This window comes from Aureimonas endophytica, assembly GCF_014642635.1.
Lineage (GTDB): Bacteria > Pseudomonadota > Alphaproteobacteria > Rhizobiales > Rhizobiaceae > Plantimonas > Plantimonas endophytica.
In genome coordinates this window covers 86896-110117 of the sequence record NZ_BMIQ01000001.1, presented here as the reverse complement: position 1 = coordinate 110117, position 23222 = coordinate 86896, and the positions used below count along the sequence as shown (strand labels likewise).

Genomic DNA, 23222 nt, shown 5'->3' with positions numbered 1-23222 from the left:
GCGGGGCTCGTCTCGATCGTCGCGACGCGGCCGGGTCAGGCCTTGTTGCGGTTGTAGACGTCGAAGCAGACGGCGGCGAGCAGCACGAGGCCCTTGATGACCTGCTGGTCGTCGATGCCGATGCCGAGGATCGACATGCCGTTGTTCATCACGCCCATGATGAAGGCGCCGATCACCGCGCCGAGCACCTTGCCGACGCCGCCATAGGCCGATGCGCCGCCGATGAAGCAGGCCGCGATGACGTCGAGCTCGAAGCCGACGCCCGCCTTCGGCGTCGCCGAATTGAGACGCGCGGCAAAGATCAGGCCCGCCAGCGCGGCGAGGATGCCCATGTTGACGAAGGTCATGAAGGTCAGGCGCTCGGTGCGGATGCCCGAGAGCTTGGCGGCCTTCTCGTTGCCGCCGACGGCATAGATGCGGCGGCCGGCCGTGGTCCGCGTCGTCATGAAGCCATAGGCGAGGATCAGGATCGCCATCAGGATCAGGACGTTCGGGAAGCCGTTATAGGTGGCGAGCAGGTAGGTGATCAGCATGATCGCCGCCGCGATGAAGACGTTGCGGCCGACGAAGATGCCGAAGGGCTCGTCGGCCTGGCCGAAGCGGGTCTGCTTCTGGCGGCGACGGACGTTGAGAAGGACGAGAGCGCCGACGGCCACCGCGCCGAGGATCAGCGTCGTGGTGTGGAGGCCGGGCCCGCCGCCGAGGAAGTCCGGGATGAAGCCCTTGGACAGCTTCTGGAAGGATTCCGGGAAGGGGCCGATCGAGGCCGAGCCCAGAACCTTCAGCGTCAGGCCGCGGAAGACCAGCATGCCGGCCAGCGTCACGATGAAGGACGGCACCTTGAAATAGGCGACGAGATAGCCCTGCGTCGCGCCGACGATGGCGCCGACGAGGAGGCAGACCACGCTCGCCGAGAAGGCGTCGAACTGGTACTTCACCATGAGGACGGCACCGAGGCCGCCGATGAAGCCGGCGACCGAGCCGACCGACAGGTCGATATGGCCGGTGATGATGATGAGCAGCATGCCGATCGCCATGATGACGATGTAGCTGTTCTGCAGCATCAGGTTGGTGAGGTTCAGCGGCTTCATCAGCACGCCGTCGATCAGGCCGCCCGTCATCACCTGGAAGAACAGCATGATCACGACGAGCGCGATCAGCATGCCGTATTCGCGGATATGCGACTTGAGGAAGCCGAGGTTGAAGCCGCCACCCTGGCCGGCGGGCAACCCTTCGTCTGCGGTCTTAATGCTCATGGGTCCTCCCTGACGACCGGATGATCGCCCGCATGATGTTTTCCTGGCTGGCTTCGGCGGCCGGCATCTCGGCCACGATCCGCCCCTCGTTCATCACGTAGATGCGGTCGCACATGCCGAGGAGCTCCGGCATCTCGGACGAGATCATCAATACGGCCTTGCCCTCGTCGGCGAGCTTGTTGATGATCGAGTAGATCTCGAACTTGGCGCCGACATCGATGCCGCGCGTCGGCTCGTCGAGGATCAGGAGATCCGGGTTCGAGAAGAGCCATTTCGACAGCACCACCTTCTGCTGGTTGCCGCCGGAGAGATTCAGCGTCTTGTGATAGATGTCGGACGAGCGGATGCGCAGCTGATCGCGGTAGGAATTGGCGATCTCGCGTTCCTTATGCGTGTCGATCACCCCGCCTGCCGAGATGCCCGGCAGATTGGCAAGCGGGATGTTCTGGCGGATGTCGTCATCGAGGATCAGGCCGTATTGCTTCCGGTCCTCGGTGACATAGGCGATGCCGGCGTCGATCGCGCGGTTGATGGTGGACACGTCGACCGGCTTGCCGTGCATCAGCACCTCGCCGGAGATGTTGCGGCCATAGGCTCTGCCGAAGACGCTCATCGCGAATTCGGTGCGCCCGGCGCCCATCAGGCCGGCAATGCCGACGACCTCGCCCCGGCGCACGTTGACCGCGACGTTCTTCAGGATCTGGCGCTGCGAGTTGAGGTGGTGGAAGGCGTTCCAGTCCTTCACCTCGAACATCACCTCGCCGATCTTCGGCTGGCGCGGCGGATAGCGATCCGCGAGATTGCGGCCCACCATGTCGCGGATGATGCGGTCCTCGCTCACCCCGTCGGTCCGGCAGTCCATCGTCGAGACGGTCGAACCGTCGCGGATGACCGTGATGGAATCGGCGACGCGGGCGATCTCGTTCAGCTTGTGCGAGATCATGATCGAGGAAATGCCCTGCGACTTGAACTCGAGGAGCAGATCAAGAAGCGCCTGGCTGTCGGTCTCGTTCAGGCTGGCGGTCGGCTCGTCGAGGATGAGCAGCTTCACCTTCTTGGCCAGCGCCTTGGCGATCTCGACCAATTGCTGCTTGCCGACGCCGAGATCCTTGATCAGCGTCGTCGGCGCCTCCTTCAGGCCGACGCGGGCGAGAAGCTCGCGCGTGCGGGCGAAGGCGGCGTCCCAGTCGATGATGCCGTATTTCGCCACTTCGTTGCCGAGGAACATGTTCTCGGCGATCGACAGCAGCGGCACCAGCGCCAGTTCTTGGTGGATGATGATGATGCCGAGCTTCTCGGAATCGGCGATCGTGCGGAACTCGCGCGGCTCGCCCTCGTAGAGGATCTCGCCCTCGTAGGAGCCGTGCGGATAGACGCCGGAAAGAACCTTCATCAAGGTCGACTTGCCGGCGCCGTTCTCGCCGCAGATCGCATGGATCTCGCCCTGGCGCACGGCCAGATTGACATTGTCCAGGGCGCGAACGCCTGGAAACGTCTTCGTAATATTGCGCATCTCGAGGATGGTGGTCATCCGCGCCTCCGCCGCGACGGGCCGCCCGGCCGGCCCATTTCCGCCCGTCGGCCTTGCCTTCCGCAAGCTAGAGCCGACGCTTCCCTTATGGCAAGCCGGCCCGAGCGCATCGAAACGCCCGGGCCGACAGGATCATGCTGCGATTACTTCAGCTGGTCGGCCGTGTAATAGCCGCTATCGACCAGAACCTGCTTATAGTTGTCCTTGGTGACGAGGACCGGCTTCAACAGATAGGACGGAACGACCTTCACGCCGTTGTTGTAGGTCTTCGTATCGTTGACCTGCGGCTCCTTGCCGCTGGCCATCGCGTCGACCATGTCGACGGTGACCTTGGCGAGATCGCGCGTGTCCTTGAAGATGGTCGAGGTCTGCTCGCCGGCGATGATCGACTTCACCGAAGGCACCTCGGCGTCCTGGCCAGAGATGATCGGCATCTTCTGGCTGCCCGAGCCGTAGCCGACGCCCTTCAGCGACGAGATGATGCCGATGGACAGGCCGTCATAGGGCGACAGGACGGCATCGACCTTCTTGTCGGAATAATAGGCCGACAGGATGTTGTCCATGCGCGACTGCGCCACGGACGGGTCCCAGCGTAGCGTGCCGACCTTGTCCATGCCGGTCTGGCCGGAGGCGACCACGAGCTTGCCCTGGTCGATATAGGGCTGCAGCACGCTCATCGCGCCGTTGTAGAAGAAGAAGGCGTTGTTGTCGTCCGGCGAGCCGCCGAAGAGCTCGATGTTGAACGGACCCTTGCCGTCCTTCAGGCCGAGGCCGTCGACGATCGAGGTCGCCTGGAGCACGCCGACCTGGAAATTGTCGAAGGTCGCGTAATAGTCGACATTCGGCGTGTCGCGGATCAGGCGGTCATAGGCGATGACCTTGGCGCCGGCGTCGTGCGCCTGCTTCAGGATGTCGGACAGCGTGGTGCCGTCGATCGAGGCGACGACGAGATACTTCGCGCCCTTCGTGACCATGTTCTCGATCTGCGAGAGCTGCGTCGGGATGTCGTCCTCGGCATATTGCAGATCGGCGTTGTAGCCCTTGTCCTTGAGCTGCTTCACCATGTTGTCGCCATCGGCGATCCAGCGCGTCGAGGACTTGGTCGGCATGGCGACGCCGACGCTCGCCTTGTCCTGCGCGAAGGCCGCGGGCGTCGACAGGGCGAGGCCGAGCGCGGCGCCGGCCAGCAGCATCTTCATTGCTTTCATAACTCTCCCCTTTGGCATGATGCCGATGCGACGACGCGACGAACGCGCATCGATGGACCTTGCGAAACTCTGGTCGGTGACCGTTGTCGCATCCGTGCCGCGCTGAACCCTTCGGATCGTGAAGCGTCCTCCCGACGAGCCACATGCGACGAATGCGGGTGAACTCTTGATTTCGATCGCACGGACTGTCAAGGCCGGCTTCATCGTATCATCGTATCAAACGATCAAATCCTTTACGGATATGGTTGCAAAAGCGTCCCGAGGCATCAATGATAGGATCATTGGTCGCGGGACGAGCGGCGGCCGCAACTCGTGGGACAACGAGGGTGACCGGAAACGGCAAGAGGGGGAGCGCGAACCGGACGATGGCGCTGGCCATCGAGATCGGCTGTCGCATCACATCCGGCGAATGGCCCGCCGGCACGGTCCTGCCGACCGAGGGCGAGATCCAGTCGCGCTACGGCGTCTCGCGCACGGTGGTGCGGGAGGCGATCCGGCATCTGGCGGCCAAGGGCCTCGTCGCGGTCGGCCCCAAGGTCGGCACGCGCGTGCGGCTCAGCACCGAATGGAACATGCTGGATACCGACGTCCTGCGCTGGCATCTCACCTCCGGGGCGCGGCGCTCCTTCGTGGAGGCGCTCTACGAGATGCGCCTCATCAACGAGCCGGAGGCGGCGCGCCTCGCCGCCGCGCGCATCTCGCCTGCCATGCTGGAAGCCTTGCAGCAGGCCCTGCGCGGCATGGCCAACAATCCGCGCGGCTCGCCGGAACTCGTCGCCGCCGATCTCGACTTCCACCGCATCATCCTGGAAGCGACGGGCAACCCGATCCTGCGTTCGCTCGGCACGGTGATCGAGCGCAGCCTGTCGATCTCCTTCTCCTTGAGCTGGCGGCAGAATCCCCAGGAGGAGACGGTGATCCAGCATGGCCGCGTCTATGATGCGATCGAGCGCGGCGACGGCGATGCCGCCGCGCTCTTCATGCGGCGCCTGATCGAGAGCGCCTGCGAGGACGTTCTCGCCTCGCTCTATCCAGGCGAGCCGGAAGGCGCTAGGCCGCCGACGCCCCTCGGCCCCGCCGAGACGGGCGGCGGAGCGTCGCGGCGCCCCAAGCATCACGAAACCACGGACAGCCTTTCATGACCTCGATTCGCATCGCCCTCGTCGGCGTCGGCAAGATCGCGCGGGACCAGCACGTTCCGGCCATCGCGGGCCAGGAGGGCGTCGAGCTCGTCGCCGCCTGCAGCCGCAATGCCACGCTGGAGGGCGTCGCGAGCTTCACCGATTTTGACGAGATGCTGCGGGCGATGCCGGAGATCGATGCCGTGTCGCTCTGCACGCCGCCGACCGCACGGCTGGACTATGCGCTGAAGGCCTTCGCGGCCGGCAAGCACGTCATCCTCGAAAAGCCGCCGGCGGCGACGCTGGCCGAGATCGAGCCGCTCGTCCGCCTCGCGGCGGAGGCGAAGCGCACTCTCTTCGCGACCTGGCATTCGCGCTTCGCCGACGCCGTGGCCCCGGCCCGCGACTGGCTGGCCAATGCCCGGATCGAGCGCGCCACCGTGACCTGGAAGGAGGACGTGCGCCACTGGCATCCCGGCCAGGACTGGATCTGGGAGCCGGGCGGCCTCGGCGTCTTCGATCCGGGCATCAACGCGCTGTCGATCGTCACCGCCATCCTGCCCCGCCCGATCCATCTGAAGGCCGCGGATCTCGAATTCCCGTCGAACCGCGCGACGCCGATCGCCGCGCGCCTTTCCTTCGCCGATCTCGCCGGCGTGCCGGTCGAAGCCGAGTTCGACTGGCGCCAGACGGGCCCGCAGACCTGGGACGTCGACGTCGTCGCCGACAAGGGACATCTCAAGATCTCCAAGGGCGGCGCGGTTCTCTCGATCGACGGCAGGACCGTGGTCGAGGGACGCGACAACGAATATCCCGGCATCTATCGCCGTTTCGCCGAACTCGCCCGCGACAACCGCTCGGATGTCGATCTCACCCCGCTGACGCTCGTCGCGGACGCCTTCATGCTGGGCCGGCGCGCAAGCGTCGAAGCCTTCGTCTGACCCTCATCTCCTGACCGAAGAAGCCGAACGACCATGCTGAAAACCAACGAGAACGGCCCGAAGCCCCTCCGCTCGCGCGCCTGGTTCGACAATCCCGACAATATCGACATGACCGCGCTCTATCTCGAGCGCTACCTGAACTTCGGCATCAGCCTGGAGGAGATGCAGTCCGGCATGCCGATCATCGGCATCGCGCAGACGGGCTCCGACCTCTCGCCCTGCAACCGCCATCACATGGAACTCGCCAAGCGGGTGCGCGAGGGCATCCGCGAGGCCGGCGGCATCCCGCTGGAATTCCCGGTCCATCCCATCCAGGAAACGGGCAAGCGCCCGACCGCCGGTCTCGACCGCAACCTCGCCTATCTGGCCCTCGTCGAGGTGCTCTACGGCTATCCGCTCGACGGCGTCGTCCTCACCATCGGCTGTGACAAGACCACGCCCGCCTGCCTGATGGCGGCGGCGACGGTGAACATCCCGGCGATCGCCCTGTCCGTCGGCCCGATGCTGAACGGCTGGTTCCGCGGCGAGCGCACCGGTTCCGGCACCATCGTCTGGAAGGCGCGCGAGCTTTTGGCCGCCGGCGAGATCGACAACAAGGGCTTCATCAAGCTCGTCTCGTCCTCGGCCCCCTCCACCGGCTATTGCAACACGATGGGCACGGCGACGACGATGAACTCGCTGGCCGAGGCGCTCGGCATGCAGCTGCCCGGCTCGGCGGCGATCCCGGCGCCCTATCGCGACCGCCAGGAGGTCTCCTACTATACCGGCAAGCGCATCGTGGAGATGGTGCACGAGGACCTGAAGCCCTCCGACATCCTGACGCGCGACGCCTTCGTCAACGCCATCCGCGTCAACTCGGCGATCGGCGGCTCGACCAACGCGCCGATCCATCTCAACGCGCTCGCCCGCCATGTCGGCGTCGAGCTTTCCATTGACGACTGGCAGACCTTCGGCGAGGAGATCCCGCTTCTCGTGAACCTCCAGCCGGCCGGCGAATATCTCGGCGAGGACTATTACCATGCCGGCGGCGTGCCGGCCGTCGTTAACCAGCTGATGGAACAGGGCCTCATCAACGAGGACGCCCTCACGGTGAACGGCAAGACGCTCGGCGAGAACTGCCGGGGCGCGAAGATCGAGGACGGCAAGGTCATCCGCACCTTCGCCGACCCGCTGAAGAAGCATGCCGGCTTCCGCGTGCTGCGCGGCAACCTGTTCGATTCGGCGATCATGAAGCTCAGCGTCATCTCGGACGAGTTCCGCCAGCGCTATCTGTCGAACGCGGCCGACCCGGACGCCTTCGAGGGCCGCGCCGTCGTGTTCGACGGGCCGGAGGACTACCATCACCGGATCGACGATCCCGCGCTGGAGATCGACGAGAACACGGTCCTCTTCATGCGCGGCGCCGGCCCGATCGGCTATCCGGGCGCGGCCGAGGTCGTGAACATGCGGGCCCCCGACTATCTCATCAAGAAGGGCGTCACCTCCCTCGCCTGCATCGGCGACGGCCGCCAGTCCGGCACGTCCGGCTCGCCCTCGATCCTCAATGCCTCGCCGGAAGCGGCGGCCGGCGGCGGTCTCGCGCTTCTGCAGACCGGCGACCGCGTGCGGATCGATCTGAAGAAGGGCAGCGCCGACATCCTGATCTCCGACGAGGAGCTGCAGGCGCGCCGCGAGGCGCTGAAGGCGGAAGGCGGCTACAAGTATCCCGATCACCAGACGCCCTGGCAGGAGATCCAGCGCTCGGTGGTCGGCCAGCTCGCCACCGGCGCGGTGCTGGAGCCCGCCATCGCCTATCAGCGCATCGCCCAGACCAAGGGTCTGCCGCGCGACAATCACTGAGCGGCGCAAACGATGGCGAGCGAAACGGTGCCGTTCTGCGCGGCGGCCGATTGGGGAACGTCGAGCTTCCGTCTCTGGCTTCTCGCCCGGGACGGGACCGTGCTCGGCGAGAAGCGCAGCCGCGAGGGCATGCAGTCCGCCGTCGCGGCGGGCGGCTTCGCGGCGGTGCTCGAAACGCATCTCGGCGCGCTCGGCGCGGCGCCGGACCTGCCCGTCATCGTCTGCGGCATGGCCGGGGCGAAGCAGGGCTGGGTCGAGGTGCCCTATGTCGACGCGCCGGCGCCCTTCGAGGCGATCGCCGCCGGCGCGCTTCCCGTGCCGGGTGTCGCGCGGGACGTGCGCATCCTGCCGGGCGTCGCCCAGCGCGATGCGGCGCGGCCGGACGTGATGCGCGGCGAGGAGACGCAGATCGTCGGCCTCGGCCGCGAGGGTCTCGTCTGCCTGCCGGGCACCCATTCGAAATGGGCGGCGGTCCGGGCGGGACGGATCGAGGCCTTCTCGACCTTCATGACCGGCGAGGTCTTTGCCCTTCTCGCCGAACAGTCCATCCTGCGCCACACGGTCGGCGCCGATCGCGACGCGCTGGCCCATGCGGAGGCCTTCGGGCGCGGCGTCGAGGCGGGGCTGAACGAGCCGGAACTGCTGCTGAACCGCCTCTTCGCGCTCCGCGCCGGGCCGCTGCTCGGCTTGTCGGAGGGCGCCGAGGCGGCGGCGCGCCTGTCCGGCCTCCTGATCGGCAGCGAGATCGCCGGCGCCCGTTCCCTGCTGCCCGGCGAGCGCTCGGTGGTGCTCGTCGTGTCCGGGCCGCTCGCCGATCTCTATGCGGCCGCCCTGGAGGTGGCCGGCTTTGAGGTGGCGAAGGCCGATGCCGACGCGGCCGTGCGGCAGGGGCTCCTTGCCGCTGCCGAGTGCTGCTTCCCGATCGAGACGGAGACGAGATCGTGATTCCCTCCTATGCGCCGGCCGTGCCCTGGCCCCATCTCAAACGCTCGCTCGTCGCCATCCTGCGCGGCCTCAGGCCCGAGGAGGCGGAAGCCACCGTCGGCGGCCTGATCGAGGCCGGCTTCGAGGCGATCGAGATCCCGCTGAACTCGCCGGAGCCCTTCCGCTCGATCGAGATCGCGGCGAAGCTCGCGCCAGACCATGTGCTGATCGGGGCCGGCACCGTCCTGTCGCAGGAGGCGGTGGATGCCCTCGCCTATGCCGGCGGCCGGCTGCTCGTCAGCCCGAATGTCGATGCGGCCGTCCTCGCCCGCGCCGCGTCGCGCGGCATGGTGACCATGCCCGGCTGCTTCACGCCGACGGAAGCCTTCCAGGCTCTCGCCGCCGGTGCCTCGGCCCTGAAGTTCTTCCCGGCCTCCGTGCTCGGCCCGTCCGGCGTCGCGGCGATCCGCGCCGTTCTGCCGGCCCATGCGGTGCTCGGCGTCGTCGGCGGCGTCTCGGAGGCCGATTTCGGCGCCTATGCCAAGGTGGGCGTCAAGGCCTTCGGCCTCGGCTCCAGCCTGTTCAAGCCGGGCATGACGGCGACGGACGTCGCCGCGCGCGGCCGGGCGGCGGTCGAAGCCTATGACGCGGTCTTCGGGGGAAGCGAGCGATGACGGCGGAAACGGCGGTCGCGGTGCTCCACGCGGAGCGCTGCCATCTCGGCGAAGGCCCGACCTATGACCGGGCCACCGACACGGCCTGGTGGTTCGACATCCTCGGCAAGACCTTGTTCGAGCACCGCTTCGCCAGCGGCGAGACGCGGCGCCATGCCCTGCCGATGATGGCGAGCCAGCTGTCCTTCGTCGATGCCGACCGGCAATTGCTGGCGACCGATGCCGGCTTCTACCTGCGGCGCGTGGCGGACGGCTCGCTCGAACATCTCGCGCCGCTGGAGTCGGATCCGGGTCTGCGCTCGAATGACGGCCGCACCCATCCGGCCGGCGCGCTCTGGATCGGCACGATGAGCCGGACGGCCGAACGCGGCGCCGGCGCGGTCTACTGGTTCCGGGGCGGCGAATTGCGCCGGCTCTTTTCCGAAATCAGCATTCCGAACGCTATCTGCTTTTCGCCGGACGGCGCGACCGGCTATTTCGCCGACACGATGGACGGGCGACTGATGCGGGTGCCGCTCGATCCCGCGACCGGCCTGCCGCTCGGCGAGCCGGTAGCGCTCGCCGATGCGCGCGGCGAGGAGGCCGGGCTCGACGGCGCGGTGGTCGATGCCGACGGTCTCATCTGGGTCGCCCGCTGGGGCGGCGCGCGCGTCAGCGCCTTCGATCCGTCCGGTGCCCTCAAGCGCGAGATCGCGGTGCCGGCCCGCCAGGCCAGCTGTCCCGCCTTCGTCGGCCCGAATCTCGACCGGATGATCGTGACCAGCGCCTGGGAAGGCATGGACGAGACGACGCGCGCGGCCGATCCGCAGGCGGGCATGACCTTCCTGCTCGACATGCCCATGCGCGGACGCGACGATCCGCCGGTCCTGCTGTAACAAGGCGGGACAAGAGGAGGCGCGCAAGCGCTCGGAGGAACGGATGTCTGCGGAACTCGTCTTCTACACCAATCCGATGTCGCGCGGGCGCATGGTCCGCTGGATGCTGGAGGAGCTGGGCCAGCCTTACCGCGCCGAGATCCTCGGCTATGGCGAGGCGATGAAGGGCGACTATCGTCGCCTCAACCCGATGGGCAAGGTTCCGGCGCTCGCCCATGGCGAGGTGATCGTCACGGAAGTCGCGGCGATCTGCCTCTATCTTGCCGACGCCTTTCCGCAGGCCGGGCTCGCGCCGGCCCCGGCGAGCACGGAGCGCGGCGCCTATTATCGCTGGACCTTCTTCGCCGCCGGGCCGCTGGAAGCGGCGGTGACGAACCGGGCGCTCGGCGTCGTGCCGACCGAAGACCAGCGCCGCTTCGTCGGCTACGGCTCCTACGAGACCACGCTGGATGCGCTGGAATCGCATCTCGCCGCTTCCGATTATGTGACCGGCGGACACTTCACGGCGGCGGATGTCTATGTCGGCTCCCATGTCGGCTGGGGCCTGCAATTCGGCACGCTCGAACGCCGCCCTGCCTTCGAAGCCTATTGGGATAGGCTGAAGGATCGTCCGGCGGCCGTCCGGGCGCGCGAGATCGACGACGCTCTCATCGCCAAGGCGAAGCAAGGCGCCGCCTGAAGGCGGCGTCAGGCCGCGCCGGCCAAGAGTGACGACCGGTCCGGCGCCTGGGCCAGTTCCGCCGCCTTGCCCAGCGACAGGGGTCGCGAGAAGTAGTAGCCCTGAACCTCGGTCAGGGCCTCGCGCCGCGCGAAGCTCAGCTGGTCCACCGTCTCGACGCCTTCGAGGATCGTCTCCATCCGAAGCGCGCGCGACAGCCGGACGATGGCGCGGACGATCTCCGCTCCGTCCGGGTCGGTGGCGAGATCGCGGGTGAAGGAGCGGTCGATCTTCAGCCGGTCGAAGGGAAAGTTCTTGAGCGTGCTGAGGCTCGAGAAGCCGGTGCCGAAATCGTCCATCGTCACCCGCACGCCGATCGCCTTCAGACGCGCGACGATGCCGGACACCCGGGCGCTCGCTTCGAGCAGCATGGATTCGGTGATCTCGATGTCGAGCCGCCCCGGCGCGAGCCCCGTTTCCGCCAGCACCGCCTCGATATGGTCGACCAGCTGCGGGTCGTTGAACTGGACGGGCGAGAGATTGACGCTGACGCCCACCGGCTTCGGCCAGGACAGGGCGGCGCGGCAGGCCTGGGCCAGGGCGTTCCGTCCGATCTGGAGGATCATGCCGGTGCTTTCGGCAAGCGGGATGAAGTCCAGCGGCGGCACCAGCCCCTGTTCGGGATGGCGCCAGCGCAGAAGCGCCTCGAAGCTGCGTAAGGCTCCGCTCTCGGTGCCGAAGATCGGCTGATATTCCAGGAAGAATTCGTTCTTCGCGATGCCGGCGCGCATTTCGTTCTCGAGCCGGACGCGCCGATCGTGCTCCTCGCGCAGGGCCGGCGTGAAGGCCTGGAAAGCGCTGCCCGGCTGCGGTTTCGCCTTGTAGAGCGCGAGGTCGGCCGCCTTCAGCACGTCGGAACAGGTGGCGCCGTCCCGGCCGACCTGCGCGAAGCCGATCGATATGCGCGGCTCGATCCGCGAATTGCCGAGGAAGATCGGTTCGGACAGCGCCGCGACGATCACGGCGGCGAAATCCGCGCCGCCGGTTTCGCAGCCCGCCCCGGGAAAATGCACCATCACGAACTCGTCGCCGCCGAGCCGCACGGCGAGATCCTCCGACCCGCAGAGCATCCGCATGCGCCGGGCGATCTCGACCAGGACCAGATCGCCGACATGGTGGCCATGGGTGTCGTTAATCAGCTTGAACTCGTCGAGATCGAAGAGATAGAGGATCGCGTCCCGCCGCGACCAGGACCGCATCGCCAGCCCCTCTTCCAGGAGCTGCATCAGATGGTTGCGGTTGAACAGGCCGGTGACGGGATCGCGGGCGGCCTTTTCGCGCGCGGCAGCCTCCAGCTGCCGGGTCATGCGCAGCGTGTCGTCCAATCGCCGGCGCCAGACGCCGATCGAGCGGAACACATAGCCGAGGAGCACCGGCGCGATCAGCGCGAAACTGTGCATGGGGGTCGAGAAGAAGGTCGACTTCAGGCTCGCATCCAGGCCAAGGATGGAGCGGATCTGGGAATCGATGACCAGTCCCGCGACGCAGACGGAGCTACCGATTCCGACCCCGGCGAAGGTGTGCCGAATTTCCTGGCGCCGCCCGGCAACATATCCTTTCCAGAACTGACTGGGCATCGAATGCCTGCACTCCCGACATGTTCGGCATCACGCGACGCGGCGTTGAGATGCCTCTCTCCCGACTTACCGTTAGCCAAGAAAGCTTTCGGTTCCCTGAAACGAATCGCCGGTCCATGGCGGAGTGATCACTGAAATCTTGGGATGGCCGGCGGCGCGGCGCGAAAAAAAGGGCGGCACGACGGCCGCCCGAATTCGACTGGAGTATCAGGTCATGGTGAACCCGATGGAGGATGAATCCACGGGAGCCGATTTGGTTGCGCATGGGCCGGAACGCCGCCCGGCCGGCTCGATCGCCCTCATGCCGCCCCGTCTACCGCCCGATCCGCACCCCTGCCGTTCCGTCGCGCCTTGCGGCGCAACCAAGGCTTCCATGCCGCGTTAGTTTGTCGCCCTGCGCCGCTCCCGGCGCCGGGCCGTTCAACTGCGGCGGCCAGCCGCTTCTGCTGGAGTTCCCCATGTTCCGCGACAAGAGCAGCGCCTACGACCGAGTCTCCGATGCATTGACGGATATCGGCGAGCGGCTGGCGGATTTGGAGCATAGCATCGCGGAGCGGGTGAACCCGACGCCCTCGCTCACCGAACGCGCCCGCCGCGCCGTGGCGGATCATCTGCCGGGACATTCCTCCGGCGTATCGCGCTATCTGCCGGATTTCGCGCGCGGCTGGTCGGTGCCGACGAGCGACGACGCGCGCGGGGCCTATCGCAGCGCCGCGCATTCGCTGTCCGACCTGCGTTCGTCGCTGTCGAGCTGGGCCGATCAGCTGCCGGATTGGCGCCGCACCGCCAGGGACGTGCGCTCGCAGCTGCCGGATGCCCGCCTGCCGAGCCTCGCCAGCCTGCAGCGCGGCCTGCCGTCGCGGCGGCGGACGACCGATCGCCTGCGCGACAATGACACGCTGACCACCGTTCTCATCGCCGGTGGCGCGATCCTGGCGGTCGGCGGCGCCATCTACATCACGAAGAAGATCGCCGACCATACCGAGGAGCCGGATTACGATGTCGTCCGCCGCGACGGCGATATCGAGGTTCGCGACTACGACGCGCTGGTCGTGGCGGAGACCGTGAAGGCCGGCTACCACGAGAAGGCCCGGAAGGTCGGCTTCAACGTCCTCGCCGACTATATCTCGGCGCATAACCGCTCCGGCAAGAAGATCCCGATGACCGCGCCGGTGCTCCAGCAGCTTTCCGAGGGCGAAGGCCAGACCAAGGGCTGGGCGATCCGCTTCGTGATGCCGAAGAAATACACGGCGTCGAGCCTGCCGGCGCCGACCGATGGCGACGTGAAGATCCGCGAATTCCCGGCCCGCCGGATGGTCGCGATCCGCTTCCCCGGCAATTTCACGGCGAGCCTCGCCTCGAAGAAGCTGATGACCCTCTACAACTACATCGCGGACGAGAACCTGAAGCAGAAGGGCGATCCCGAATATGCCTTCTACAACCCGCCCTGGACGCCCGGCTTCCTGAAGCGCAACGAGATCCTGATCGAAGTCGAGCGCTGACCGCGCTGCGACATCAGAATGCCCGCCGTTTCGACCGGCGGGCATTCGCACGACGGGATCGCCGATGGGCGGCGCGACGCGCTAAGCTTCCGGAATGGACTCAGCGCCTTCCTCCCTGCCGCCAAGCTTCGCCCGGATTTCCGACAGGGGCATAGAACTCGATCCGCGCGATCCGGGATTCTTCCAGGACCCTTACCCCACCTATGCCGCGCTGCATGCCATCGGCCCGTTCGTCCACTGGCGGGAGCTCGGCAATCCGGCGGTCGTCGGCCATGGGCTCGTCTCGGCGCTCCTGCGCGATCGGCGGTTTGGCCGCATCCTGCCGGCCGGCGAGGATGGTCGTCCGTCCTACGAAGCGATCCCAGCGCATCTCCGGAATTTCTATGCGATCGAGCGCCATTCGCTGCTCGATCTCGAACCGCCGACTCATACCCGCATTCGCGGGCTCGTGCTGAAGGCCTTCGTTTCGCGCAGCATCGAGCGTCTGGCGCCGCGCATCGCCGCCCTCGCCGAGGCGCTGATCGACGGCTTTGCCGACACAGGCGAAGTCGAACTCGTCGAAGCCTTCGCGACGCCCCTTCCCGTCACCGTGATCGCCGAGCTGATCGGCATCGGCGCCGAGGACGCGGCGCTCCTCCTCGACTGGTCGCATCGCATGGTGGCGATGTATCAGTTCGGCCGGACCGAAGCGGTCGAGCGGGAGGCCGACCGGGCGGCGGCCGAGTTCCGTGCCTTCATCCGCGAGGCGATCGCTGCGAAACGCCGCCGCTCCGGCGACGATCTCCTCTCCGCCCTCATCGCGGCGGAAACGGAACGCGGCAGTCTCGACGAGGACGAGATGATCTCGACGGTCGTTCTCCTGATGAATGCCGGGCACGAGGCGACGGTGCATCAGATCGGCAATGGCGTGAAGGCCGTGCTGGAGGCCGGACTTTACGATCCCGGCCGCCTCTTCGCCGACGAGCGCGTCGCCGCCCGCACGGTGGAGGAGATGCTGCGCTTCGACACCCCACTCCATCTCTTCCGCCGCGTGGCGCTGGAGGATGTGACGCTCGCGGAAGGCCTCGCCCTGAGACGCGGCGAGGATGTCGCGCTCCTTCTCGCGGCGGCCAACCGCGATCCGGCCGTCCATGCCGCGCCGAACCGCTTCGACCCGGCGCGGGAGGGGCCGGCCCCGCTCTCCTTCGGCGCGGGCCTGCATTTCTGCGTCGGCGCGCCGCTGGCGCGGCTCGAATTGCGGATCGCCCTCGCCGCCCTGTTCCGCCGCTTGCCCGGCTTGCGTCTCGCCGCGCCGCCGCGCTTTCGCGACAGCTGGCATTTCCGGGGTCTGGAGCGCCTCGATCTGCGCTTTACGACCTGATCACGTAGAGCTTGCGCGTCGTCTCCACGACGCGCCACGTGCCCTTGAAGCCGGGACGGATGACGAAGCTCGTCCCCGCCTTCAGCTCAACCGGCGCGCCGCCCTCCTCGGTCAGCACGGAATGGCCCGCCAGGATGTGGCAGAACTCCCATTCCGAATAATCGACCCGCCACTCGCCGGGCTCGGCCTCCCAGATGCCGGAATAGAGCCCGGCGCCATCGTCCTCGAAGTTCCAGGTGCGATTGATCGGCGTGCCGGCCAGGACCCGATCCGGCGGCGGCGCGCCGTCTTCGGGTGCCACCTTGTTCGGATCGAAGAGCAGCAGAGTGTCGGACATGGGAGAGCTCACGTCTTGGCCAGCGCCTGGTCGAGATCGGCGATGATGTCCTCGATATTCTCGATGCCGATCGAGAGGCGCACGACATCCGGCCCGGCACCGGCGGCGATCTGCTGATCGGCGGCGAGCTGGCGATGCGTGGTCGAGGCGGGATGGATCACCAGGGAACGCGTGTCGCCGATATTGGCGAGATGCGAGATCATCTCCAGGCCTTCCACGAAGGCGACGCCCGCCTCGTAGCCGCCCTTCAGGCCGAAGGTGAAGACCGCGCCCGCTCCTTTCGGGCTGTAGCGCAGCATGTTGCCATGGCCGAGATCGTCCTCGAGCCCAGCATAGGACACCCAGGCGACCTTCTCGTGCCCCTTGAGGAAGCGCGCGACGCCGAGCGCGTTGTCGCAGTGACGCTGCATGCGCAGCGGCAGGGTCTCGATGCCCGTCAGGATCATGAAGGCGTTGAAGGGCGAGATGGCGGGCCCGAGATCGCGCAGGCCGAGCACGCGGCAGGCGATGGCGAGCGCGAAATTGCCGAAGGTCTGGTGCAGCACGATGCCGGCATATTCCGGCCGGGGCTGCGACAGCATCGGATAGCGGTCGCTCGCCGACCAGTCGAAGGTGCCGCAATCGACGATCATGCCGCCCATCGAATTGCCGTGGCCGCCCATAAACTTGGTCAGCGAATGCACCACCACGTCGGCGCCGTGCTCGGCCGGGCGGCAGAGATAGGGCGTCGCCATCGTGTTGTCGACGATGAGCGGCAGCCCGTGCCGATGGGCGATCTCGGCAATGCCGGCGATATCGGTGACGATGCCGCCGGGATTGGCGATCGATTCGATGAAGATTGCTTTGGTCTTCTCGCCGATCGCCGCCTCGAAGCTGGCGAGGTCGAAGGGATCGGCCCATTTCACGTGCCAGTCGAAGGACTTGAACGAATGGCCGAACTGGTTGATCGAGCCGCCATAGAGCTTGCGCGAGGCGACGAACTCGTCGCCGGGCTGAAGCAGCGCGTGGAAGACCAGCAGCTGCGCCGCATGGCCCGAGGCGACGGCGAGCGCCGCCGTGCCGCCTTCCAGCGCGGCGACGCGCTCCTCCAGCACCGCCTGCGTCGGGTTCATGATGCGCGTATAGATATTGCCGAACTGCTGGAGCCCGAACAGGGCCGCCGCGTGGTCGACATCGTTGAAGACGAAGGACGTCGTCTGGTAGATCGGCGTCGCCCGGGCCCCGGTCGTCGGATCGGGCCGCGCTCCCGCATGGATCGCCAAGGTCTCGAAGCCAGGCGCGTTGCTCATCGGCGATTCCCCCTATGGTCTCCTTCGCCGCCACCATAAGCGGCGGGCCCCGGGGGAAAAGCGAAATCATCGCCGGCATTCGGGCGATCCGGCGAATTTTCTTCCCCGCCTCCTACAGTCCGAGACGCGGGATCTCGATCTTCGGGCAACGATCCATGACGATCTCGATGCCGGCCGCTTCTGCCCGCGCCGCCGCGTCGTCGTCGCGAATGCCGAGCTGCGTCCAGATGACCTTGGGCGGCGGAGCAAGGGCCAGCGCCTCCTCGACCAGACCGCCCAGCGCCGAACTCGCGCGGAAGACGTCGATCATGTCGATCGGCTCGGGCACGCTGGCGAGATCGGGAAGAAACACGGTGCCGAGGATCAGCTCGCCGGCATGGCCCGGATTGATCGGAAAGACGCGGTAGCCGCGCGCAAGGAGATAGCGCAGGACGCCGTGCGAGGGGCGATCGGGCTTCGGGCTCGCCCCCACCATCGCGATGATGCGCGTCTCGCGGAGAATGCGCCTGAGGCTGTCGTCGCTTTCACGGTTCGCCATGGATCGCCCCTTGTCCGAGTGCATCCCTATCTGATGCAGATCGAAGCCAAGGAAACCACCAGGGATGAAACCCTGAAAACAAGCGGTAACAGGATACCAAATTGGCGGTATCAGAATACCTTTCTTCTATTGCATTGTTTTTGCTGCACTTTCACCGATAGCCCTCCAGCATGTTCGCTTGACGTCCTAACGCTCGATCGCTATGGGAACGCGTGACGCGGCGGCATCGGCCGCCTCTCCTTCGGGCCTGCCCGGCGGAGGCGGCGTCGTCCCGCAAGAACCCGTAGGATTTCTGAATGAAGACCTTCTCGCAGAAGAACGAGACGGTGGAAAAGAAGTGGATCCTGATCGACGCCGAAGGGCTCGTCGTCGGCCGCCTCGCTTCCCTCGTCGCGCTTCGCCTTCGCGGCAAGCACAAGCCCACCTACACGCCCCACATCGACGATGGCGACAATGTCATCATCATCAATGCGGACAAGGTGGTCCTGACCGGTAAGAAATATACCGACAAGACCTATTACTGGCACACCGGCCATCCGGGCGGCATCAAGGAGCGCAAGGCGCGCCAGATCCTCGAGGGCCGCTTCCCCGAGCGCGTCGTGGAGAAGGCCGTCGAGCGCATGCTCCCCGAGGGCCCGCTCGCCCGCCAGCAGCTCCGCAACCTTCGCGTCTATGCCGGCTCGACCCATCCGCACGAGGCGCAGCAGCCCGAGACGCTCGACGTCGCCGGCCTGAACTCGAAGAACAAGAGGGCCGCCTGATGTCGCAGCTCAACTCGCTCCAGGACCTGCAGCAGGTCGAGGCCGTCGCCGAGGCGCCGCGCCACGTCCAGAAGCTGGATGCCCAGGGCCGCGCCTATGCCACCGGCAAGCGCAAGGACGCGGTCGCCCGCGTCTGGGTCCGTCCGGGCACCGGCAAGATCACCATCAACGGCAAGGAATTCGTGGCCTATTTCGCCCGTCCGGTGCTCCAGATGGTGCTCCAGCAGCCGATCGTCGCGGCCGACCGTGACGGCCAGTTCGACATCGTCGCCACCGTCGCCGGCGGCGGTCTTTCGGGTCAGGCGGGCGCCGTGCGCCACGGCATCTCGAAGGCCCTCACCTATTACGAGCCGGGCCTGCGCTCAGTCCTCAAGAAGGGCGGCTTCCTGACCCGCGACAGCCGCGTCGTCGAGCGCAAGAAGTACGGCAAGGCGAAGGCCCGTCGTTCCTTCCAGTTCTCGAAGCGCTGATCCGCGCCCCTTTCGGGATCGTCTCACGAGAGGCCGCGGAGCAATCCGCGGCCTCTTTTCGTTGCGGGCGCGAGCGACGCGACGGATGTCATTCATCGCCGGGCCGTCTTCGGCTATAGGCCTCGCCGGGCGCTGCACCGTCCACTTCCCCGCGCCTTCAGGCGCGCGGCCGGTTCTCGATCGCAAAGGGTACCCATGGCCTCCAAATCCATCGACCATGCCTTCACGGCGACGAGCGCCCTCGGCGCGGCGAGCGATCCGACCTATGCCGGTATCGCCTCCTTCATGCGCCGCCGCCTGACGAAGCAGCCGGACGGTGCCGATGTCACGGTCTGGGGTATTCCTTTCGACGCCTCCGTCTCGAACCGGCCGGGCACCCGCTTCGGGCCGGCCGCGATCCGGCGCGCCTCGCAGATCTTCGACAACGATCCGCAATATCCGTTCCGGCACGATCTCTTCGAGAGCCTCGCCGTGGTCGACTATGGCGACTGCCTACTGGACTACCGCCTGCCGGAAGAGGCGCATGCGACGATCCAGCGGGAGGCGATGCGGCTTCTCGGCGAGACCGGCTTCCTTCTCACCCTCGGCGGCGACCATTCGATCACCTATCCGCTGCTCCAGGCCCATGCCGAGCGGCACGGCCGGCTGTCGCTCGTCCATTTCGACGCCCATCAGGACACTTGGCCGACCGCCGGGGCGCGGGTGGACCACGGCTCCTTCCTCACCGCCGCCGTGCGCGAGGGGCTGGTCGACCCCGAAAGCTCGATCCAGATCGGCATCCGCACCCATGCGCCGGAGACGCTCGGGCTCGAAATCCTGCACGGCAACGAGGTCGAGGACCTATCCAGCGTCGAGATCGCCAAGCGGATCTACCAGCGGACCGGCGGCACCCACTGCTACCTGACCTTCGACATCGACTGCCTCGACGTCGCCTTCGCGCCAGGCACCGGCACGCCGGTGGCCGGCGGCCCCTCCAGCGCCAAGATGCTGGCGGTGCTCCACCACCTGAAGAATCTTCAGATCGTCGGCGCCGATGTCGTCGAAGTGTCACCTCCCTATGATCATGCGGACATGACGGCGGTCGCGGCGGCGACGGTCGCGATGTATGTCCTCGGCATTCTCTCGGATAAGAAAGGCGCGTGAAGACGATGGCCCCGCGCATCTTCATCGACGGCGAACACGGAACCACCGGATTGCAGATCCGCCAGCGCATGGCCGGCCGGACGGATGTAGAGCTTCTGTCGATCCCGGAGGCGGAGCGCCGCAACGCCGCGCTGCGCGAGGAGCTTCTGAACAGCGCCGATGTCGCGATCCTCTGCCTGCCGGACGACGCCTCGCGCGAGGCGGTGGCGCTGCTCGGCGGCAACAACCGCACCAAGGTGATCGACACCAGCACGGCGCATCGCGTCGATCCGGCCTGGGCCTATGGCTTCGCCGAGATGGACAAGGCGCAGGGCGCGAAGATCGCCGCCTCCGGCCGCGTCGCCAATCCGGGCTGCTATCCGACCGGCGCGATCGCGCTGTTGCGGCCGCTGCGCGCCGCCGGCCTGATCGCCGAGACCTATCCGGTCTCCGTCAATGCCGTGTCCGGCTATACCGGCGGCGGCAAGCAGATGATCGCGCAGATCGAGGACGCGACGCGGCCGGACCATCTCGCCGCGCCGCATTTTCTCTACGGACTCGATCTCCATCACAAGCATCTGCCGGAGATGCGGACCTACGGCCTCCTGAAGGCCGAGCCGCTTTTCGCGCCCTCGGTCGGCCGCTTCCCGCAGGGCATGATCGTGCAGGTGCCGCTGCGGATCGAGGAGACGGGCGCAGGCGCCGAGACGATCCATGCGGCGCTGGCCGACCACTATGCCGGCCAGGACGTCGTGACCGTCGTGTCGCTCGCCGAGGCGAAGGGGCTGAAGCGCATCGACCCGACCGAACTCGCCGACACGGACCGGATGAAGCTCTTCGTCTTCGCCTCGCCGGACGGCCGCCTCGTCAATCTCGTCGCGCTGCTCGACAATCTCGGCAAGGGCGCGTCCGGCGCGGCGGTGCAGAATCTCGACCTGATGCTGAAGGGCTGAGCCCTTCAGCGCCGCGCGAAGGCGTAGGGGCCGGCAAGGCCCCGCGCATGGGCGACCGCGAAGGCGAGGACGACGAGGGCGCCCGCCTGATGCAGCAGCGCCCAGCCGATCGGCACGGCGAGAAGCAGCGTCGTGATGCCGAGCATCGCCTGGAGGGTGACGAGCCCGAGAAGCACCAGGGCGCGGCGGGCATGCGTGGTGCCGGGCGCCTGCGCCCAGGCCGCGATCGAATGGATGAGGGTGACGGCGAAGAGCGTATAGGCGCCGAGGCGGTGCAGGAACTGCACCGTCATGACGTTCTCGAAGAGATTGCGCCAGGCCGGCTGCATGACGAACAGGCCTTCCGGCACGAGCCGGCCGTCCATCAGCGGCCAGGTGTTGAAGGTGAGGCCGGCATTCAGACCGGCGACGAGACCGCCCAGATAGATCTGGCAGAAGGCGAGGAACACGATGAGCCCCGCCGCATAGACCGAACCTTCGGAGGGCGGCATGTCGTCCGAATGGCGGGCGAGGCCCCGCGCCACCCAGAGCGTCGCGGCGAAGATGAGGCAGGCCGTCGTCAGATGGACGGCGAGCCGATACTGACTGACATCGGTGCGGGCGGTCAGGCCGGAGGCCACCATCCACCAGCCGATGCCGCCCTGGATCGCGCCGAGGGCGAGAATCGCGAGAAGGCGCGGCTTTAGCGGCCCCGGCAGCCGGCCCGTCGCCCAGAAGAAGGCGAGCGGCAGCGCGAAGACGAGGCCCACGGTGCGCGCCAGGAAGCGATGTGCCCATTCCCACCAGTAGATCGTCTTGAAACCGTCGAGGGTCATGCCCTGGTTCAGCTCCTGATATTGCGGGATCTGCTGGTAGAGCCGGAATTCCTCGTCCCATTCGCTCTGCGACAGCGGCGGAACGATGCCATGGATCGGCTTCCATTCGGTGATGGACAGGCCGCTCTCGGTCAGCCGCGTCGCGCCGCCGACGAGCACCAGGGCAAGGACCACGGCCGCGACGACATAGAGCCAGAGGCGCACCGCGCCGAGATTGCGGGAGGGCGCGACACGGTCGCGCACGGGATAGATGGCACTCGTCATGCGTCCTCGGCGGGTCCCGCGTTGCGGCCCGGCGCACATCGCCGGCCCCGCCGCGATTTGGCCCGAACGCCGGCCCAAGGCAAGGCACCGCGAGGCCGCATGCGCGCTGCGCGGACTGGTCTTTTCACCGCCGCACCGGCATAACCGGCGGGCGGGAGGACAGCGGACCCATGCGGTTGAGATTGCGCAAACTGATCGGCACCGTGGTGCTGATCCTGCTCGTGACGGTCTATGCGATCTTCGCGACGGCCTTCGCCTCGCTCTATCTCGGCCAGGCGAGCGGCTGGGTGCACCTCGCCTTCTTCCTGTTCAGCGGCGTGCTCTGGGTGGCGCCGGCCGCGTTCCTGGTGCGCTGGATGGAAGGCTATTCCGGGCGGCCGCGCTGAGTCCCGCGTCTCGCCGCTCAGGCGGCGAGCGACTGCGCTTCGATCTCCGGCAGGGCGAGATGGACGAGTTCGGTCACGCCGATCTCGGCGAGGCGCGCCTCGATGCCGAGGCTTGCCCGCCGCCCCTGGCCGAAGCTCGGCAGAACGAGCGCGGTGTTGTCGTCGGCGAGATGCGGCAGCCAATCGACCGGCACGCTCTCGAAGACGACGACCGACCGGGCATAGGCCTCGGCCAGCGCCGCGAAGGCCGTCTCGGTCGCCTCGCGCAGCGTTTCGTCCAGGTCCCCCGGCCCGAGCCGCAGGGCGATGACATGGGCGCGGCTGGCGCGGTCGCGCTGGATCGCGTGGGCGAAGCTCGTCGGGCTCGACACGACTTCGCCGATATTCTCGGCCGGCGCGATGGAGCCCATGTCGCGCGCCGCGCCGCCGCCGAGATCGAGAAGGATGGTCGACGGACTGCGGGCGGCGAGCGCACGGGCGAGGACTGTGCCGCCGATGCGGTTCGCCTCGGCGCTGCCGACGAGAAGAATCCGCGCGATACGCGCCGTGGCGATCGCCGCGACGAGATCGTCCGGCGTCACGAACTCGATCCGCTCCTCCGCCGGCTTCGGCTCGGCGGCGGGAGCCGTCGGCGGCGGTGTGGCGGGTTCCGCCGCAGACGCGGTCAAGAGTTCGGGAATGGCATGCCGCCCCTGGAACAGACCGCCGATCCCCGAAAACAGGCCCATCGTCTCCCTCCGACCGCAATGCCGTGAGGCGCA

The 23222-nt window shown here is 67.3% G+C and carries 23 protein-coding genes; 14 read left to right on the top strand and 9 right to left on the bottom strand.

Annotation, left to right across the window (positions count from 1 at the left end):
• Window positions 1–35 precede the first annotated feature (35 nt).
• The 3 genes from mmsB to chvE form a co-directional block, all read right to left on the bottom strand.
• Window positions 36–1256 carry a multiple monosaccharide ABC transporter permease gene (gene mmsB, locus IEY14_RS00550; RefSeq protein ID WP_188906291.1) on the bottom strand — a complete coding sequence of 407 codons (1221 nt, stop codon included), beginning with the start codon at window positions 1254–1256 and terminating at the stop codon, window positions 36–38.
• Complete coding sequence (mmsA, locus tag IEY14_RS00545; protein ID WP_188906290.1) at window positions 1246–2787, bottom strand: multiple monosaccharide ABC transporter ATP-binding protein; 1542 nt, start codon at window positions 2785–2787, stop codon at window positions 1246–1248. The genes mmsB and mmsA overlap by 11 nt, the downstream gene beginning before the upstream one ends.
• 143 nt (window positions 2788–2930) lie before the next feature.
• Window positions 2931–3995, bottom strand: coding sequence for a multiple monosaccharide ABC transporter substrate-binding protein (gene chvE / locus IEY14_RS00540; protein WP_188906289.1), 1065 nt, complete (start codon window positions 3993–3995; stop codon window positions 2931–2933).
• A 365-nt stretch (window positions 3996–4360) separates the two neighbouring features.
• Between chvE and IEY14_RS00535 the strand changes: the two genes are divergently transcribed.
• The 7 genes from IEY14_RS00535 to IEY14_RS00505 are packed head-to-tail and all read left to right on the top strand — an operon-like array spanning window position 4361 to window position 11048.
• Window positions 4361–5137 carry a FadR/GntR family transcriptional regulator gene (locus tag IEY14_RS00535; protein WP_244639246.1) on the top strand — a complete coding sequence of 259 codons (777 nt, stop codon included), beginning with the start codon at window positions 4361–4363 and terminating at the stop codon, window positions 5135–5137.
• Window positions 5134–6057: a Gfo/Idh/MocA family protein gene (locus IEY14_RS00530; RefSeq protein WP_188906287.1), complete on the top strand. Its 924-nt coding sequence runs from the start codon at window positions 5134–5136 to the stop codon at window positions 6055–6057. The genes IEY14_RS00535 and IEY14_RS00530 overlap by 4 nt, the downstream gene beginning before the upstream one ends.
• A 33-nt stretch (window positions 6058–6090) precedes the next feature.
• A complete protein-coding gene (locus tag IEY14_RS00525) occupies window positions 6091–7896 on the top strand; it encodes an IlvD/Edd family dehydratase (protein WP_188906286.1) in 1806 nt (601 codons plus the stop codon).
• 12 nt (window positions 7897–7908) lie between these two features.
• Window positions 7909–8841 (top strand): 2-dehydro-3-deoxygalactonokinase, encoded by a 933-nt coding sequence (locus IEY14_RS00520; RefSeq protein WP_188906285.1) that lies wholly within the window; start codon window positions 7909–7911, stop codon window positions 8839–8841.
• Window positions 8838–9494: a 2-dehydro-3-deoxy-6-phosphogalactonate aldolase gene (locus tag IEY14_RS00515; RefSeq protein ID WP_188906284.1), complete on the top strand. Its 657-nt coding sequence runs from the start codon at window positions 8838–8840 to the stop codon at window positions 9492–9494. The genes IEY14_RS00520 and IEY14_RS00515 overlap by 4 nt, the downstream gene beginning before the upstream one ends.
• Entirely contained in the window at window positions 9491–10369 is an 879-nt protein-coding gene (locus tag IEY14_RS00510; protein WP_188906283.1) for an SMP-30/gluconolactonase/LRE family protein, read from the top strand. Before IEY14_RS00515 ends, IEY14_RS00510 begins: the two co-directional genes overlap by 4 nt.
• A 43-nt stretch (window positions 10370–10412) precedes the next feature.
• Window positions 10413–11048 carry a glutathione S-transferase family protein gene (locus tag IEY14_RS00505; protein ID WP_188906282.1) on the top strand — a complete coding sequence of 212 codons (636 nt, stop codon included), beginning with the start codon at window positions 10413–10415 and terminating at the stop codon, window positions 11046–11048.
• 8 nt (window positions 11049–11056) lie between these two features.
• On the opposite strand, the gene IEY14_RS00500 is transcribed toward IEY14_RS00505, so the two are convergent.
• A complete protein-coding gene (locus tag IEY14_RS00500) occupies window positions 11057–12664 on the bottom strand; it encodes a putative bifunctional diguanylate cyclase/phosphodiesterase (RefSeq protein WP_188906281.1) in 1608 nt (535 codons plus the stop codon).
• A 458-nt stretch (window positions 12665–13122) separates the two neighbouring features.
• Here IEY14_RS00500 and IEY14_RS00495 point away from each other — a divergent pair, with 458 nt between their 5' ends.
• On the top strand, window positions 13123–14166 hold the full coding sequence (locus IEY14_RS00495) for an SOUL family heme-binding protein (protein WP_188906280.1): 1044 nt from the start codon (window positions 13123–13125) through the stop codon (window positions 14164–14166).
• 94 nt (window positions 14167–14260) lie between these two features.
• A complete protein-coding gene (locus IEY14_RS00490; RefSeq protein WP_188906279.1) occupies window positions 14261–15526 on the top strand; it encodes a cytochrome P450 in 1266 nt (421 codons plus the stop codon).
• On the opposite strand, the gene IEY14_RS00485 is transcribed toward IEY14_RS00490, so the two are convergent.
• The 3 genes from IEY14_RS00485 to IEY14_RS00475 form a co-directional block, all read right to left on the bottom strand.
• A complete protein-coding gene (locus tag IEY14_RS00485) occupies window positions 15516–15863 on the bottom strand; it encodes a cupin domain-containing protein (protein ID WP_188906278.1) in 348 nt (115 codons plus the stop codon). The two genes, IEY14_RS00490 and IEY14_RS00485, sit on opposite strands and share 11 nt — an antisense overlap.
• A gap of 8 nt (window positions 15864–15871) precedes the next feature.
• Entirely contained in the window at window positions 15872–17152 is a 1281-nt protein-coding gene (locus tag IEY14_RS00480; RefSeq protein WP_188906277.1) for an O-acetylhomoserine aminocarboxypropyltransferase, read from the bottom strand.
• A 112-nt stretch (window positions 17153–17264) separates the two neighbouring features.
• Window positions 17265–17690: a CoA-binding protein gene (locus IEY14_RS00475; RefSeq protein WP_188906276.1), complete on the bottom strand. Its 426-nt coding sequence runs from the start codon at window positions 17688–17690 to the stop codon at window positions 17265–17267.
• Window positions 17691–17986: 296 nt separating this feature from the next.
• Here IEY14_RS00475 and rplM point away from each other — a divergent pair, with 296 nt between their 5' ends.
• The 4 genes from rplM to argC all read left to right on the top strand — a co-directional run bounded on the left by rplM (window position 17987) and on the right by argC (window position 20996).
• Entirely contained in the window at window positions 17987–18451 is a 465-nt protein-coding gene (rplM, locus tag IEY14_RS00470; protein WP_188906275.1) for a 50S ribosomal protein L13, read from the top strand.
• Window positions 18451–18921: a 30S ribosomal protein S9 gene (gene rpsI / locus IEY14_RS00465; protein ID WP_373288865.1), complete on the top strand. Its 471-nt coding sequence runs from the start codon at window positions 18451–18453 to the stop codon at window positions 18919–18921. The genes rplM and rpsI overlap by 1 nt, the downstream gene beginning before the upstream one ends.
• Window positions 18922–19116: 195 nt before the next feature.
• Window positions 19117–20064, top strand: a complete 948-nt coding sequence (gene speB / locus IEY14_RS00460; protein ID WP_188906274.1) for an agmatinase — start codon at window positions 19117–19119, stop codon at window positions 20062–20064.
• 5 nt (window positions 20065–20069) lie between these two features.
• The gene (gene argC, locus IEY14_RS00455) at window positions 20070–20996 is read left to right on the top strand and encodes an N-acetyl-gamma-glutamyl-phosphate reductase (RefSeq protein WP_188907325.1); all 927 of its coding nucleotides are present in this window, start codon (window positions 20070–20072) and stop codon (window positions 20994–20996) included.
• Between the two features lie 5 nt (window positions 20997–21001).
• On the opposite strand, the gene IEY14_RS00450 is transcribed toward argC, so the two are convergent.
• Complete coding sequence (locus tag IEY14_RS00450; RefSeq protein ID WP_188906273.1) at window positions 21002–22075, bottom strand: COX15/CtaA family protein; 1074 nt, start codon at window positions 22073–22075, stop codon at window positions 21002–21004.
• Between the two features lie 170 nt (window positions 22076–22245).
• On the opposite strand from IEY14_RS00450, the gene IEY14_RS00445 reads away from it, so the two are divergent.
• On the top strand, window positions 22246–22461 hold the full coding sequence (locus IEY14_RS00445; RefSeq protein ID WP_188906272.1) for a DUF2842 domain-containing protein: 216 nt from the start codon (window positions 22246–22248) through the stop codon (window positions 22459–22461).
• 17 nt (window positions 22462–22478) lie between these two features.
• Here the strand turns inward: IEY14_RS00445 and IEY14_RS00440 are convergent, their stop codons facing one another.
• On the bottom strand, window positions 22479–23189 hold the full coding sequence (locus IEY14_RS00440) for a hypothetical protein (RefSeq protein WP_188906271.1): 711 nt from the start codon (window positions 23187–23189) through the stop codon (window positions 22479–22481).
• Window positions 23190–23222: the final 33 nt, after the last annotated feature.

Excerpts from the sequence above, each read along its gene's own strand:
- mmsB (WP_188906291.1), bottom strand. The coding sequence starts at position 1,256 with ATGAGCATTAAGACCGCAGACGAAGGGTTGCCCGCCGGCCAGGGTGGC.
- mmsA (WP_188906290.1), bottom strand. The coding sequence starts at position 2,787 with ATGACCACCATCCTCGAGATGCGCAATATTACGAAGACGTTTCCAGGC.
- chvE (WP_188906289.1), bottom strand. The coding sequence starts at position 3,995 with ATGAAAGCAATGAAGATGCTGCTGGCCGGCGCCGCGCTCGGCCTCGCC.
- IEY14_RS00535 (WP_244639246.1), top strand. The coding sequence starts at position 4,361 with ATGGCGCTGGCCATCGAGATCGGCTGTCGCATCACATCCGGCGAATGG.
- IEY14_RS00530 (WP_188906287.1), top strand. The coding sequence starts at position 5,134 with ATGACCTCGATTCGCATCGCCCTCGTCGGCGTCGGCAAGATCGCGCGG.
- IEY14_RS00525 (WP_188906286.1), top strand. The coding sequence starts at position 6,091 with ATGCTGAAAACCAACGAGAACGGCCCGAAGCCCCTCCGCTCGCGCGCC.
- IEY14_RS00520 (WP_188906285.1), top strand. The coding sequence starts at position 7,909 with ATGGCGAGCGAAACGGTGCCGTTCTGCGCGGCGGCCGATTGGGGAACG.
- IEY14_RS00510 (WP_188906283.1), top strand. The coding sequence starts at position 9,491 with ATGACGGCGGAAACGGCGGTCGCGGTGCTCCACGCGGAGCGCTGCCAT.
- IEY14_RS00505 (WP_188906282.1), top strand. The coding sequence starts at position 10,413 with ATGTCTGCGGAACTCGTCTTCTACACCAATCCGATGTCGCGCGGGCGC.
- IEY14_RS00500 (WP_188906281.1), bottom strand. The coding sequence starts at position 12,664 with ATGCCCAGTCAGTTCTGGAAAGGATATGTTGCCGGGCGGCGCCAGGAA.
- IEY14_RS00495 (WP_188906280.1), top strand. The coding sequence starts at position 13,123 with ATGTTCCGCGACAAGAGCAGCGCCTACGACCGAGTCTCCGATGCATTG.
- IEY14_RS00490 (WP_188906279.1), top strand. The coding sequence starts at position 14,261 with ATGGACTCAGCGCCTTCCTCCCTGCCGCCAAGCTTCGCCCGGATTTCC.
- IEY14_RS00485 (WP_188906278.1), bottom strand. The coding sequence starts at position 15,863 with ATGTCCGACACTCTGCTGCTCTTCGATCCGAACAAGGTGGCACCCGAA.
- IEY14_RS00480 (WP_188906277.1), bottom strand. The coding sequence starts at position 17,152 with ATGAGCAACGCGCCTGGCTTCGAGACCTTGGCGATCCATGCGGGAGCG.
- IEY14_RS00475 (WP_188906276.1), bottom strand. The coding sequence starts at position 17,690 with ATGGCGAACCGTGAAAGCGACGACAGCCTCAGGCGCATTCTCCGCGAG.
- rplM (WP_188906275.1), top strand. The coding sequence starts at position 17,987 with ATGAAGACCTTCTCGCAGAAGAACGAGACGGTGGAAAAGAAGTGGATC.
- rpsI (WP_373288865.1), top strand. The coding sequence starts at position 18,451 with ATGTCGCAGCTCAACTCGCTCCAGGACCTGCAGCAGGTCGAGGCCGTC.
- speB (WP_188906274.1), top strand. The coding sequence starts at position 19,117 with ATGGCCTCCAAATCCATCGACCATGCCTTCACGGCGACGAGCGCCCTC.
- argC (WP_188907325.1), top strand. The coding sequence starts at position 20,070 with ATGGCCCCGCGCATCTTCATCGACGGCGAACACGGAACCACCGGATTG.
- IEY14_RS00450 (WP_188906273.1), bottom strand. The coding sequence starts at position 22,075 with ATGACGAGTGCCATCTATCCCGTGCGCGACCGTGTCGCGCCCTCCCGC.
- IEY14_RS00445 (WP_188906272.1), top strand. The coding sequence starts at position 22,246 with ATGCGGTTGAGATTGCGCAAACTGATCGGCACCGTGGTGCTGATCCTG.
- IEY14_RS00440 (WP_188906271.1), bottom strand. The coding sequence starts at position 23,189 with ATGGGCCTGTTTTCGGGGATCGGCGGTCTGTTCCAGGGGCGGCATGCC.